We start from the raw sequence: 15,282 nt of genomic DNA, 5'->3' as shown, positions 1-15,282 counted from the left end.
TTGATGGTTAGTTAGATTTTTATTAACGGGTAATAAAAAAAGCGTGAAGCTATGTTTACTGTCAAGAGGCACTGGTATACCCGAACACAAATAAACACGCCCACGCCGTAGCATGAGCATTGCATATTTCTTGTGTTCATTTGAAATTACCAGTTTCCTTGACAAGAAAAGCAAATGCTTTAATTTTTCCGTAAATGTTATTCTGCGAATTTATGAAAATATCAATAAATAATAAAAATATTAATTGTACTATAAAACACTAATTAATTATTTTGAATAAATTAGTTATATAACTAATTTATTTTAAAATGCAACACCAAGTATTCAGCAATATTAATAAGCAATATCTACAGTTATAGTAAATATTTCTTTTAAAATTAATAAACATATATTGAGCAAAGCAGATCATTCTAAATATAAGGAAAATTATACTTGTTAAATACAAAGAATCTTTTGCTGAATGTTTGGGGTATTAATGATTTAATTTCAGAATGCTGCTTTCCAGGTTGCTGATGCTTCTTTTTGCTTCTTCAACCAGATGTTTTAGGTTGGTCTCGTCAGGAAGTGTGTGGGGCTTATAATCCTGGGGAAGTATGCCTCTGACGTAACGCCAGATTTCAGCAATATCTTCGAGGGCAATGTTGTACGGCTCATACAATGAATTGTCCGCTGATACCATAATAGACTTTTTGGTTCTTTTCAGAAAGGTTTTGTAGGTGATGCCTTCTCTGGTAACAAAAATATATTCTTTGTTTATCTTCAGGTTCTCCAGTGTTTCAACATACTCCCCGATAATAATCGACTGGTCGGCAAAAGGTGGCATGGAATCGCCATCCGCTAAAAATGCCCGATACTTCCCGTTCTTTAAGAAGGGCAGCTGCATTTTCTGAAGACTTTCAATAAATTCAGGATCACTGTATCCTTTCAGATAACCCATTGATGCTTTCTGAGGGACAATTTCGATATAATTGTTTCCTTCTGGATCTACTACAACAGGTAACAGGATTTTATTTCCGGGAAGATTGACCATTTCCTCCAAAGGAAACTTCCTGATGTCCACCGTGACTAGGAGATCAATACTGATGTTAAAGTATTTGGAGATCCTTATCAGCACCTCTATAGGCGGTTCTGCTGCCCCATATTCATAAGAGACATATCTTGAGCGGGTCAAAATTAGTTCCTCCGCCAGCTTATGCTGAGACAGATTTTTTTGACCTCTCAAAAACACGATGTTATCTGAAAAAATCGACATTGTCATAATTTATGACAACAAATATACAACTTTTGTTTAAAAACGTGACTAAGTTTGTACCATGGAAAGAGCAATTGCACATATGGACCTTGACACGTTTTTCGTCTCGTGTGAACGGCTGAAGAACTCCGAATTGGAGAAACTGCCTGTCATTATAGGTGGCGGGGACCGTGGGGTCGTCGCCTCATGCTCTTATGAAGCGAGATATTTCGGTGTCCGAAGTGCGATGCCGATTAAAATGGCATTAAGATTATGTCCTGAAGCAAAGGTCATTAAAGGAGATATGGAATATTATTCCAATATGTCACATCTGGTGACCGAAGTGATTCAGGAAAAAGTTCCGGTATTGGAAAAGGCCAGTATCGATGAATTTTACCTTGACCTTTCCGGAATGGACCAGTTCTTCGGATGTTATCAGTGGACCAATGGAATTGTCGATGCCGTCACTAAAAATACGGGGCTACCGATCAGCTTTGCTCTTTCTACCAACAAGACCGTTTCCAAGATCGGAACGGGTGAATCAAAGCCGACAGGAAGATTAGAGGTCAGTGCTCCTCATATCCGGAACTTCTTAAATCCGCTGTCCATCAAGAAGATTCCGATGGTTGGGACCGAGACGTTTAATCTTTTTTCAAGATTAGGCGTAAAAACCATACAGACACTTTCTGAAATGCCTGTGGAAGTGCTTCAGCAACTGATTGGAAAAAATGGAACGGTACTTTGGAAAAAGGCTAATGGTATTGATGACACGCCAGTAGTTCCCTATTCCGAAAGGAAATCCATATCCACCGAAGATACGTTTTCAGAGGATACGATCGATGTACAACAGATCAGAAGCATCCTCTCCGGAATGGTGGAAAAGCTTTCCTTTCAGCTGCGGCAGGAAAAGTGGCTGACTTCAACGGTAACCGTTAAGATCAGGTATTCCAATTTCGATACGGAAACTAAGCAATGCAGGATCCCGTATACCTCTGCCGATCATACCCTACTTCGTGTTGTTCTTGAACTGTTCAATAAAGTATATACTCGGAGAATTCGAATCCGGTTAATCGGGGTCCGTTTTACCGGTCTTGTTCATGGCTGTCATCAAATGGATCTGTTCGAGGATACTGAAGAACTGATCTCTTTATACCAAACCATGGACAGGATCAAGAACAGGTTCGGGGCATCGAGTGTGGGAAGAGCATCCGGTTTTCTAAAATAAAATATCTTCATCCTATGTTTCTCAACTGCCATTCTTATCACAGCCTTCGGTACGGCACTATTTCCCTAGAGGATTTGGTGAGGCAGGCCGTGGATTTGAATATTAAAGTACTGGCTTTGACCGACATCAATACGGTCACGGGGATATATGATTTTTATAGACTGTGCCAGGAGCATCATATCAAACCCATCGTCGGTGCAGAAATCAGAGCGGAAAATGAGCTGTATTATATCTGCCTGGCTAAGAATGCTATGGGAATCACTGAAATTAACAGGCTATTGACCGGTTACAACTGTGACAACATCGCTATTCCCAGAATAAACCCATCATTTGAGCATACCTATATAATCTATCCTTTGAACAACATGCCTGAAATATTGCGTGAGAATGAGTTTATCGGGATCAGACAGGATGAACTGAATCTTTTAGTAAGACCTGAAATGAAAAAATGGATTACAAAGATGGTTATCCTACACCCCGTAACTTTTGACGGTACGGAAGAATACGAGCTGCATAAGATTTTAAGGGCGATCGATGGAAATACCCTGATCAGTAAACTCTCAGAAAGGGATTACTGTACAAGCACAGAAACCTTTACCGACAAAAAACAGCTTCTGAATTCCTATAAGCCCTATCCCCAAATCATTGAGAATACAAAATACCTGGTCAACAGCTGCAGTTTTGATTTCGACTTTTCCACTCCTAAGAACAAAAAATATTTTACCGACAGTAAGGAACAGGATTTTGAGCTGTTGACACAATTGGCCTTTGAAGGGCTGAAGAAAAGATACCCCGATGGAAATTCCGATGCGGTCGCTAGGGTTAATAAGGAATTGAAAGTTATTGACCAGCTTAATTTCTGTGGGTACTTCCTGATCACTTGGGATATTATCCAATACAGCAATCGGATGGGCTTTATGCACGTCGGCCGTGGCAGCGGTGCCAATTCTATTGTGAGTTACTGTATCGGTATCACCGATATATGTCCTTTGGAACTGGATCTGTATTTTGAGCGTTTTTTAAATCTCAATCGTAAAACTCCGCCTGATTTTGACATTGACTGGAGTTGGCAAACCCGGGACGTTATCCTTGAATATATTTTCAAGAAATACGGCAAAAACCATGTGGCTTTCTGCGGGACCAATGTAGAATTCAAATACCGGTCGATCTTCCGGGAGGTAGGAAAAGCCTTTGGCCTACCGAAGGACGAACTGGATGTCCTAGCCGGAAAGCCAATGGATCAGCATGATAACAATTCCGTTTTCAGATCGGTGCATTATTACGGAAAAATGCTGGAGAAATACCCTAACCAGAGAAGCATGCACTCCTGCGGGATCCTGATATCTGAAGAACCAATTACGAATTATTCAGCTTTGGAGATGCCGCCGAAAGGCTTTCCGATCGTCCAGTTTGACATGCATACTGCAGAATCCATTGGTCTTGAAAAGTTTGACATTCTCTCACAGAGAGGTTTGGGGACCATCAAAGATACGGTAGATTTGATCCGGAAAAAAAGAGGAATCACCGTGGACATCAAAGACACGACCCTCTCCAAAAATGAAGCCCGGTGCAATGAATTCCTAAGCATAGGTAAGACGATAGGCTGTTTTTATATCGAAAGTCCGGCAATGCGGGGGCTCTTGAGAAGATTAAAATGTAAAAATTACAAGGTTTTGGTAGCAGCCTCTTCCATTATCCGCCCGGGTGTAGCGCAGAGCGGGATGATGCGGGAGTATATTTTCAGGCATAATAATCCCGACAAGTTTGAATATTTTCATGATGTCTTTGAACAGGAACTAGGGGAAACCTATGGTATTATGGTTTACCAGGAAGATGTCATCAAAATAGCTTTGCACTTCGGTGGACTTTCCGCAACTGACGGCGATGTTCTGCGCAGGGCCATGAGCGGCAAAGGCAGATCACTATCCGCATTACAGAAAGTGAAGGACCATTTTTTTGAATCCTGTAAGGAATTGGGGCATCCCGAACAGTTGTCAAAAGAAGTATACCGGCAGATCGAATCGTTTGCCGGGTATTCCTTCTGTAAAGCACACTCGGCTTCTTATGCGGTCGAAAGCTACCAGAGCTTATATCTGAAAGTGTACTACCCTATTGAGTTTATGGTTTGTGCCATTAATAACGGGGGTGGATTTTACCGTACAGAGGTCTATGTCCATGAAGCGAAAATGTCCGGTGCTATCATTCATAATCCATGTGTTAACCTCAGTGAGTTCAAGACAACAGTGTATGGTACAGATGTATATCTGGGTTTGATGCATATTGAGAGACTGGAAGGAAGGATTGCACAGATGATTCCGGAAGAAAGAAAAGATCATGGAAACTTTACTTCTCTGGAGAATTTTTTCAAAAGGATTCCTATCGGTATTGAAACCTTGCAGATCCTGATATTTATCGGTGCTTTCAGGTTTACCGGAAAACAAAAGCATGAGCTTCTCATTGAAGCCCGGTTTCTGATGGCAGGACACAGACCGGATAACAGGCAGCTAACCCTGCTTGAAGAAGCCACGAAAGAATATCAGCTTCCTGCCATCGAAAGAGATCCGTTTGAAGATGCCTTTGACGAGATTGAGATCCTTGGTTTCCCTGTATCGTTCAGCCCATTTGATTTATTACAGACAAAATACCGGGGCAGTGTGATGGCGAAAGATCTTACCAAATTTCACAAACAACAGGTTAAGATGCTGGCATATCTGATCTCCAGAAAGCACGTTCCTACTAAAAAAGGAGCTATGTTCTTTGGAACCTGGATTGATGCTGAAGGTGAATATTTTGACACGGCGCATTTTCCCAATTGTCTGGAAGAATATCCTTTTCAGGGCGGCGGATGCTATCTGCTATTGGGGACTGTCGAAGTAGACTTTCATTTTCCGACGATCACCATTCATAAAATGGCCAAGATGCCTTTTATTCCGGACCCTCGATATTCTATGGACAGGTCCAAATCACTGGAGGTTGCAGGAATGCTTCGTGAAGATATAAGCATGACGCAAAGAAAGCCCTATCCACAAGAACAGGAGATTGGTCTGCCAAGGCAGAAAATGAGATTATAGAATAAACCGGATCATTTTGTGAGTGTAATTTTATTTAGAATTATAATTATCGTTTTGGGGGTATAAGCTGATAGGAATCCATAAATCTACAATTCCAATGTTTCCCATCTAACTTCAAATTTTTCATTTAGAGAATTATTTACAGTCTTCTCAATAATTGACTTCCTATGCGCAGAGCCACATATAAATATACCATCGTTGAAATGATTGTTTTTACAATACTGATAAATATTGCTTAGCATTTCGTTTTCATAAATATCAATAGCTGTATCTGCATTTAAACTCAATTCATAATTATTTAAAATTTTGTTTTCAAATTTCCGCATATTTTCATGAAGCTGTATACAATTTTCGCTATTTAAAAACTTAAATCCGCCATTTTCAACTTCCAAGTTATAGAGATCAAGTATTTTCTGAAATTCTACATTCCTGCAAACAAACGCATATTTCTCATCAAATGCTTTCAACATATCATTTTTAAGTACAGGAACATAATTAAAAGTTCCAATTTTACTGTATTTTTGAAGGGCTTGAATTTCTAATTTATTGTGATAAACTCCAAAATTTTTAAATGTCTCTTGTGAATAAGCAGAATAAGTATTGTTTAAAGATTCTAAAAAAATAACTTCTGGATTGATCATTGAAATTATTTTACATAACTCATCTGAATTACAGTTTCCAAGCTCTTCATGTCTTGTACTAATATGAATTATTTTTTTCATCGGTTATAAAGTTTAATCAAATATATATACTTTTTATGATATAAGGAATAATGAATAAATTGAATATATTGGTTATATAACTTTTTTAATCAATATTTTCTGATAAATAATAAGTTAAAAATGTTATTTATAAACACTCCAAACATTCAGCAAAATAATATTACAGAAAAGTATATATTTTGGATATTGAAATAAACAAACAATGATAACTTTCTTGCAGATCTTTAGATCTTTTAAAGATTTAGATTATTCTCTTTTAGTATATGATTATTCTTTGATTGAACCATCAAATAAAAATTATTACTCCTAATATTTCATATAAGCGTTTTGTGAAACTTTTTAGTATATCTAAATTTTACAAAACACACCAAACATTCAGCAACTATTACATATACTGTTTATACTCTTCACTCATTTAATCAGTACACAAAACAGGATCAAAAAAATGGATATCATAATCAACAGCTCCTAAAGTTTTTTGATTATATGTTTCATGGTTTGAATAATCTAAGCCCAAAGTATGTTTTTCAATTAAAGCAAACTTTATCATCCTTTCTAAAAAATGATTTGTTCCTAAAATTGCCGTTTGAAATCATTCAAGCTGTAAATTCTGTAAAAATCTCATTTCTTAAACTTGTTAATGGAAAAAATAGCGTGGTTGATGCAAAAAGTAGTTTTTTAAATTTTCATAGTTTTTCTCAACAAGTTTAGTGTAATTAGGGATAAAAAATGATTTCATTGGGTATTACTTATATTTATTAAAAAGCCTTACAAATATCTAATTTTTAATCATTTTAGACTTGATTGATTCTGAAATGTACAATTATAAGGACTTATTGATCATCTCTTAAAGCATCAATGAGGTTGCTTATAAAACTATATGAATCATTTAGTGCGTTCTTACAAAAAATTTTATCACTTATCCAAATTCTTATTTCATCATTTTTTTCAAATAGTTTGATACCCTGGTATTTAGCTGAAATTGTCCTAAGTTGAGCCACATCGCTTGATTTACTAGAGACTCTTCCATTTTGATGAATAAATTTATTTCTTATAAATTTATAATCATTTATTTCTGACCATTTAGGAATTTTTCCAATGTTTTTATTTGAAACTTTAGTCAGATATACTTTAGCTTTTTCAATATCACTATTTCCTTTTAGGTCATTAATATCAAAAGAAGAATATTTAATTATTTTATATTGATAACAAATATCCTTTAATATATTTTCAAGTGAGGAAATTATTAGACTTAAAAGTGTAATCCTAAAATTGCTAGTGAATACTGTCCCATAATAATAGCGCCATTCATTAAACAATTCAATTTCGTTCGAATAATTATTATTTTCTACATTTTCTTGCACTCCTGTTAATTTTTCTTGGTTATCGCTAATTTTTTTCAACTCAATATTTAAGAAATTTTCAATTGATATTAAATAATTATTTAAATTATTATATTCATCAGAATTTATGATTTTAAATATATCTATTGGAAGCATTGTTAGTTATCGTTTTGTGAGATTTAAAATAAGATATACTGTATGTTGCTAAAACATTACCTTCCAGGTTAAATGCAATGGCTTTCGTAGATGAAACGCCAATATCTAATCCTATTATCATAATTATAATTTTTTTTTGAGAATTTTATAACTCACCAATTTAGTATCTATATTTTGTACTATCACAAATAACCCTAAATTATTTAATATCTTTAATCATTAAAATAATTACGCTCATTTGAGCCGCATAAGACTACATCCATCAATTATATGAATGATATAAAAGATATACATTTCCAAAATGATATAGAACAAATTAATAGGATTCCTGTTATAAAAAAAATACTTGAAGTGATCTGCAGTGCAACTGGAATGGGTTTTGCGGCAGTCGCAAGAGTTACAAAAGACCGCTGGATTGCATGTGCAGTTAATGATAAAATCAATTTCGGACTTGGAGTGGGAGGAGAACTTAAAGTGGAGACTACTTTGTGTCAGCAGGTAAGAGACGAACAAAAAGAGATTGTTATTGATCATGTTGCTAAAGATAAAATGTATTCAGATCACCATACCCCTAAAATATATGGTTTGCAAAGCTATATTTCCATTCCTATTTTTTTTACAGACGGAAGTTTTTTCGGAACACTGTGTGCCATCGACCCTAATCCTGCTCTAATCAATAACGAGAAGACTATTGATATGTTCAAACTGTTTGCTGAGCTAATTACATTTCATCTGGAATCCATTCAAAACTTAAGCGAGACACAGGCTAAATTGGAAGAAGAGCAAAACAATGCAGAAATAAGAGAGCAGTTTATCGCTATTTTGGGACATGACCTTCGTAATCCGGTAAATGCGATCTCCAATGCATCGCAGCTGATGTTACGAACATCTTTAGATGAAAGAAACCTAAAATTAGCCAAAATTATACAGGATTCCACTATCCGTGTGAGGGGCCTAATTGACAATATCCTTGATTTTGCCAGCGGACGTTTAGGAGGCGGAATTACATTAAATTATGAGAATGATACTGATCTTCAAAAAACGCTTCATCAGATCATAACCGAACTCAAAATAGTACATCCTGAAAGAGAAATATTAACAGATTTCCATTTAAATTACCCAATTAATGGAGATTATAAACGCATTGCGCAATTATTTTCTAATCTTTTGGGAAATGCCATAACCCATGGATCAAAAGCATATCCAATTCATGTAATTGCAAAAAGCGAATCAAATTTTTTCGAGTTATGTGTCATCAATAAAGGAGAAAAAATTTCTGCCGAAACAGAAAAACAGTTATTCAAGCCTTTTTCCAGGGGAAAAGTACATAAAGGTAGAGAGGGACTTGGTTTAGGTTTATATATTGCAAGCAAAATAGCCAATGCACATAATGGCCGGATTTTAGTTAACTCAACGGATAAAGAAACTTGTTTTACGTTTCAATTTAATCAATAAAATATCTTGCAATATCTAATAAAGTAAGAGAATCTTTGAATTACAATCAATATACATGTATGAAGCAAAGCACTTAAGTAAAATAATGTTTTCTATTCAATCAAAAAGAATAGCCCAAATGAAACACTTTTAAAAAAATATTTCTCTAAATTTCGAAACATGAATTAAGAATTCCTGAATATATTAAGGTCTTATATAAGCAAATCATACTATTCAGTAGATAGAATTAACCTGTTATATAAAAATGTTCTCAATTTTTTCCAGTACATTTTCAATATCGAAAGGTTTTGAAATAAAATCATCGGGCTGACAAATATCGTTGATATGGCCTAAATGAGCATGAGCACTCATTATAATTACAGGAACGCCTACATAATGTGTATTACATTTAATTTGTTGGCATAGAGCAATGCCCGAGCCATCAGGCAGCATGACATCAAACAAATAAAGATCAGGAGTCACTGTACTATCCCTATGAATAAATTCACTTACCGAGCCAAATGACTCAACATCATAATTTTCAGAAGTCAAAAAGATTTCTAATATTTCCCTGATTCCTTGATCATCTTCAACAATGAATATCTTTCTCAGTCATGTAAGTCATCAATTTTTACCAATTAAGCTTTATAAAATATTTATGAACGATTATAAAATCCAATTTCATCAGATATTTCATTTGGAAGCATAAATAATAATCAATCTTTCCACTCTTATAAAGTAGTTTTGAATTTTTAACTAGAATCTTTTCTTATCATCTTTTGAGATTTTGACAGACATCTAAAAGTACAATTGAGAAATAAGAGTGATCAATAACCTTTCATTTAGTACCATCTTTTTCACCACTCCATATAAATTTATATAAAATTCCGTACTTGTAGCAATACAATTCGTATTCCGGCTCTTTTAAAACAGTAAAGACTTTTTCAAGTGCAATATGGTCATAATGGTTTTCCAGCTGATCATACTTCTCCTTTAAATGCCTGGGAAGTTCGTTTGATGTAATAGGCCTTTCCACTTCAAAGCCATCATCAAAAGCAAATTCAATGACAAAATCGGTATTCCTCCAGGAAATAATAGATTCCGTTTCATGGTTTCTTCTGATATTTGTAAAAAATATCTTGTCCTGAGTAACAATTTTTTGGGTAGTTCCTACTAACAATATGGCACCTGAAACGACCATTGCCCCATAACCAATCTTCCGAAATAAAAATTCGCTAAGATAAGGTAGGATGTATTTAACAGTGTAGGAAGAGATGAAGGCGGCCACCGCAATTGTTAACCCGAGCCATAAAGCCGTTGAGGAATATAGACCGATGGCAATATAGATCATAAGCTTAATAAAGTGCAGGAAGATTTCATTAGCGGCACGGGTAGCAATAATTTCTTCTTTGCTTAATCCGAATCTTAGATAAAAACGATTGAAAAGCAGTCCGATCGCACCGGTAATCCCGGATACGAATCCTGCACAAAAACCGATAATAACCAATACATATTTCGGATATTCTTTTTGTTCTTTCTGCACTGCTTTTTTTGATTTAAATAATTCCGGAAGATTCAGGATCAGAAAAAACGCGACGAATATCTGCAGGTAATTTGGATTCACAAATTTTATAAGCCATGCACCAAACAGTACTGCAGGAATAGAAAAGGGAACGAACCATAGAAAGATTTTCCACCTAATAGATTTGCGGAAAACCACAATTCGGGAAGCAGAGCTGGTAAATGTTCCTATGGTAAGAGAAAATGGGATAACGGATGCCGGAAGCAGCAAATTGAGAATAGGAATCAGGATCAGGCTTGCTCCGCCGCCGCATATGGCGCTGATCCAGAAAGCCGCAATAGTTCCTGCAAACAGCAAAATAACATTGAAAAGCATAATTAATCTTTTAAAAATTTTTCACAAAGCCAATTCCTGCATTACCTTTCTGGTAGTATGGCATAATCATCGTTTGGCCCTTCTTATTTTTTCCGGATAAAAGAGTATTGATCCTGGGGTACAGCCAATATGAAAGTTCGGTAGATAAAATACCGACTCCTGCACCGGCAACTACATCTCCCAACCAATGCTTATTGTTCAGCATTCTATAGATACCTGTAAAAATAGCCAAAGAATACCCTGAAATACCCAGCAGAAAATTTGTATCCTTGTATTCCCTGAACATAAACTGTGCAGAGGCAAATGCCATTGCCGTATGTCCGGACGGAAAAGATAATCTGTTGGACCCATCGGGTCTTTCTTCTTTAACCATATGCTTTACAGGAAAGGTAACTGCACTGCTAATTAGTAAGGAAGTCCCGTAAATAATACTGCGGTCTCTTAAGTTGTGCTTTCCTTCTATGCCAATCGCATTTAATCCATATACCAGGACTCCCGGTGCAAATTGGGTATAATTATCCAACCGGATATGATCTGGCCGGTGTTCACTGATTTCAAACCGGGTAGACTCATTAAGATCCTTAAGATCTTTGATGCTTAAGCTTGCAACGCCATAGGAAATTAAGACCGCAGGTACAATAAGCCTTTTATAAGGGAGTCTGCCGTCTTCTTCCGGACTTGAACTTATCTTATGTAACACTTGAATTGAATCCTGCCTCTTATTAGGATCCTGAAGATCCTGACCAAATAATTGTTGAAAGCTTATTATAAATACCAAAAGGGCTGATAAAAATTTCATAAATGTAAATGATTAATGATAAGAAATCGTTTTTAGATTTGACTATTATTAAAAGCCTGTACAGCAGATTAATGCTCTTTCATTTTTCCGGTTTTAAATCTTTCACTGGCAGTCTGGTAATATGAGATCGTTTCTTTTACGAGATCATCATTTTTGTAATTAACTTCCGATAATGCCTGCTGTTCTCCCGAAACCGTAAATTGTTTTACCCGCTTCCGGTCATCAATCTGTGTAAAGAGATTGTCTTTGAGCATGCCTAAAGTTCTGTAGTTCCCGATAAATGCCCTCTGATCCCGCGGCTCAGTTAGGTTAATATCCCTGCCGTAAAGACTGGTAGTATAGCTCCAGTTCAGATAGCCGAATAAGGTGGGCATCAGATCAATCTGTGAGGCCAGGCTATTAATGTGCTCAGGTTTTTCTCCACTATTGTAAATAATGGCAGGAATATGGTGTCTTGCAATATTGATTTCCCACTTGCCGGCACTGCTCGCACAGTGGTCTGCAACGATCAGAAAAACCGTATTTTTAAACCAGGCTTTCTGTCTTGCATCGGCGATGAACTTCCCCAGCGCATAGTCGGTATACTTTACGGCTGCATTTCTATCTCCTTGTGGAAGATCAATCTTTCCTTCAGGAAAGGTATAAGGTTTGTGATTGGAGGTTGTCATGATAAACTGGAAAAAGGGTCTGCTTTCCCTGCTGCTTTTATCAGCATACTTTAAAGACTGCCTGTACAGGTCTTCATCTGAGATACCCCAGGCGTTCTCAAAGCCCACTTCATTATCAGGGATGGCAAATCTCGTAGTTTTAATATCATCAGACAGAGGATTTCCACGGTTCCGGTCTACGATATCAAATCCCTGTCCGCCAAAAAAATTGTTCATATTATCGAAATATCCATCTCCGCCATAAATGAAATAAGGATGATACTTCTTTTCTCTCAAAACGGTGGCAATGGAAAACAAATTGCCGTTATCCGGTCTTCTTACAATGCTGTTGCCCGGTGTTGGCGGTATACATAAAGTGAGGGCTTCCATTCCTCTTACTGTCCTGGTACCGGTAGCGTAAAGATTGGTAAAAAAAATACTTTCCCGGGCCAGTCTGTCATAATTCGGAGTAAGGTTTTCCGTATTGCCAAATGCAGAAAGAAAATCAGCACTGAAGCTTTCAATGGCGATCAGGATAATGTTGGGTTTGTTTTCAACGGCGCCCCGGGTAAATCTTGAGAAGTCAGCGGGATCAGACGAGTTGTAGGTCTGGTTCTTCTGTAACAGATTTCTTTTAACCAATGCAAAGGCTTCTGTATCAGGAAGCTTCGGGTAAAAGGTGTTATAATCCAGTTCATTTGATCTGAAGGCCGAAATAAAAGAAAAGGCTCCGTTCTTTCCAAGTTCATTAATCACAAGGTTGTTGCTGAATTCAGCCTGCTTGTTCCTTAGTAAGATGCCAAGAAGTAAAGTGATGATACCAATCGGAATAAAGTAAAACATTCTTTCTGTAAAAGAAATCTTACCGGAAAAAGTCCTCTGAAAGGCCTTTAATTTTCCAAAAAGGAAAAATGTAGATGCAACTAGTCCTGTGAGCAGGATTATAATCAAGGGTAACGGATAAGACTGGTTAATATTTTCTATTACTTCATAGGTATAAATGAGATAATCAACAGCAATAAAATTAAATCTTACCCCAAATTCATCCCAAAACGGGATTTCAGCCAAAAGACTGAAATACATCAGGATAAAAAACAGAAAAAAATAAAGATACGTCGCAGTTTTATCAAACAAGGAGCCTATAAACCTCCCGGGAACCAGAAATAAATAGAGCCCATAAATGCATAGGTAAAGCAGTCCTGTTAAAAGATCAAAAAGAAAACCGGTGAAAAATGCCCTTATAATATACAAGAGGCTTGAATCGATATCCTTGAAAGACATGACCAGAAATATAATCCTTATAACAAAAGATAAGGAGAGATAGAGTATCAGAGCACTAAAAAATGCCGAAAATCTTCCGTTAATAATCTGGTGAAAAAATTTGCCGGGCTTTATTTGTGCAACCATGGTCTTCTTTTTTAAAAGCAAAGAACAGGTTCAATTTTGAATTAATTTAGAATTTGTGAGTGATGGTAAAAATGTGGTTTCCCTTTTCAAACCGGTAGTCAATAGTCCAATTTTGATAAATACAAATTTCCTTCACGATAGCAAGGCCTAACCCGGTTCCGCCCCGGGCATTACTGCCTTGAAACCTTTTAAATAAGAAATGTTGGTCCAATGCACGATCACCGGAATTTGTTATTTCTAAAACTCTTTCATTAAGGATTACCGATACATTACCATGGCTGGGAGTATACCGAATTGCATTAATAAGTAGATTATTAATGAGTATTTCTGTTAAATCAACGTTTCCGGTTGTATGAATTTTAGCACTAACATCGAGATAAATACTTAGATCTTTTTCCCGGAAATGCTCATCCAGCAACTCAAGACTTTGTTGAACAAGAACAATTAAAGGAATGTCTTCTGATTTGCTGAACTGGCTGTTATCAATCTTGGCGAGTAACAGAAGGTTTTTATTTATTCTTGAACTGCGTAAAAGTGCCTTGTGCACGGCTTCCACAATATCATATTGCATATCTGTAAGATCTTCGCTCTGTAACAGCAGATCCAGCTTCTGTTTCATGATCGCCAGCGGCGTCTGCAGTTCATGTGAAGCATTTTCCGTAAATTCTTTTTGAGCTTTGAAAGCCGATACATTTTGAGTGATTAGAACTCTTAGTGATTGATGCAGCTCTTCGAATTCCAGGATATCTGCTTTCTCAAAAGAAAGGTTATCATGGTGGTATAAATTAAAATGCCTGAGTTTTTCCAGGGTACTGCGAAATGGCCTCCAAATGCTTTTAGAGAGTCTTCTATTTAAGATCAATAGGCCTGAAACAATAATGATAAAGAAAAAAGCTGTAATAAGGCCAATCACTGCCACTGTTTCTTCTGTTTCTTCAATATTGGTCTGTATGGTAAATAAAAAAGGCTTATTATTCAGATAGACAATGGTCTGCAAGCAGCGATACCTTTCAATTTCCTGATCCGGATCAAATGGTTTTGTTTTCTCTATCGTGGTATAAATGTCCGGTTGCAACGAATTTCCTCTCAGCTCTCTGATATCTGTTTCAGGCTGTATCCGTTTCCAGAGATTGATACTCGCCAATAGTTCTTTATCATTAAGCCTTAAATGATTAAATTCATAAGCTGTTTTTTGTGCAATCGTTTTATTATGTTCATCAAGTTCAGCTTTCCATATCTGATCGATGACAAGATAATAAACAGGAATGCTGATAATAAGAATAATCAGGACATAGATAAGGAACGGACCGGTGGTTTTATGAAGTAGCGGTTTCAAGGGTAAAATGTTTT

The 15,282-nt window shown here is 36.4% G+C and carries 11 protein-coding genes; 3 read left to right on the top strand and 8 right to left on the bottom strand.

The features are described 5' to 3' along the window. Positions 1-472: 472 nt before the first annotated feature. Positions 473-1,252 (bottom strand): XRE family transcriptional regulator, encoded by a 780-nt coding sequence (locus BUA76_RS16275; RefSeq protein ID WP_072885855.1) that lies wholly within the window; start codon positions 1,250-1,252, stop codon positions 473-475. Positions 1,253-1,313: 61 nt separating this feature from the next. On the opposite strand from BUA76_RS16275, the gene dinB reads away from it, so the two are divergent. Then, complete coding sequence (gene dinB, locus BUA76_RS16270; RefSeq protein ID WP_072885854.1) at positions 1,314-2,456, top strand: DNA polymerase IV; 1,143 nt, start codon at positions 1,314-1,316, stop codon at positions 2,454-2,456. A gap of 14 nt (positions 2,457-2,470) precedes the next feature. Then, on the top strand, positions 2,471-5,527 hold the full coding sequence (locus BUA76_RS16265) for a DNA polymerase III subunit alpha (RefSeq protein WP_072885853.1): 3,057 nt from the start codon (positions 2,471-2,473) through the stop codon (positions 5,525-5,527). Positions 5,528-5,613: 86 nt separating this feature from the next. Here the strand turns inward: BUA76_RS16265 and BUA76_RS16260 are convergent, their stop codons facing one another. Both BUA76_RS16260 and BUA76_RS16250 read right to left on the bottom strand, forming a co-directional pair. After that, positions 5,614-6,249 carry a hypothetical protein gene (locus tag BUA76_RS16260; protein WP_072885852.1) on the bottom strand — a complete coding sequence of 212 codons (636 nt, stop codon included), beginning with the start codon at positions 6,247-6,249 and terminating at the stop codon, positions 5,614-5,616. Positions 6,250-7,082: 833 nt separating this feature from the next. Continuing rightward, entirely contained in the window at positions 7,083-7,748 is a 666-nt protein-coding gene (locus tag BUA76_RS16250; protein ID WP_072885850.1) for a hypothetical protein, read from the bottom strand. A 270-nt stretch (positions 7,749-8,018) separates the two neighbouring features. Between BUA76_RS16250 and BUA76_RS16245 the strand changes: the two genes are divergently transcribed. Continuing rightward, positions 8,019-9,203, top strand: a complete 1,185-nt coding sequence (locus tag BUA76_RS16245) for a GAF domain-containing sensor histidine kinase (protein ID WP_072885849.1) — start codon at positions 8,019-8,021, stop codon at positions 9,201-9,203. Between the two features lie 234 nt (positions 9,204-9,437). Here the strand turns inward: BUA76_RS16245 and BUA76_RS16240 are convergent, their stop codons facing one another. The 5 genes from BUA76_RS16240 to BUA76_RS16220 form a co-directional block, all read right to left on the bottom strand. Further along, positions 9,438-9,779 (bottom strand): response regulator transcription factor, encoded by a 342-nt coding sequence (locus BUA76_RS16240; RefSeq protein WP_228408501.1) that lies wholly within the window; start codon positions 9,777-9,779, stop codon positions 9,438-9,440. A gap of 241 nt (positions 9,780-10,020) precedes the next feature. After that, the gene (locus tag BUA76_RS16235; RefSeq protein WP_072885847.1) at positions 10,021-11,079 is read right to left on the bottom strand and encodes a sulfite exporter TauE/SafE family protein; all 1,059 of its coding nucleotides are present in this window, start codon (positions 11,077-11,079) and stop codon (positions 10,021-10,023) included. A 10-nt stretch (positions 11,080-11,089) separates the two neighbouring features. Next, on the bottom strand, positions 11,090-11,878 hold the full coding sequence (locus tag BUA76_RS16230) for a phosphatase PAP2 family protein (protein ID WP_072885846.1): 789 nt from the start codon (positions 11,876-11,878) through the stop codon (positions 11,090-11,092). A gap of 68 nt (positions 11,879-11,946) precedes the next feature. Beyond that, entirely contained in the window at positions 11,947-13,806 is a 1,860-nt protein-coding gene (locus tag BUA76_RS16225) for an LTA synthase family protein (protein WP_228408500.1), read from the bottom strand. Between the two features lie 172 nt (positions 13,807-13,978). Next, positions 13,979-15,268 carry a sensor histidine kinase gene (locus tag BUA76_RS16220; RefSeq protein ID WP_072885845.1) on the bottom strand — a complete coding sequence of 430 codons (1,290 nt, stop codon included), beginning with the start codon at positions 15,266-15,268 and terminating at the stop codon, positions 13,979-13,981. Between the last annotated feature and the right edge of the window lie 14 nt (positions 15,269-15,282).

This window comes from Chryseobacterium takakiae, assembly GCF_900129385.1.
Taxonomy (GTDB): Bacteria; Bacteroidota; Bacteroidia; order Flavobacteriales; family Weeksellaceae; genus Chryseobacterium; species Chryseobacterium takakiae.
This window is presented reverse-complemented; position numbering and strand designations above follow the sequence as displayed.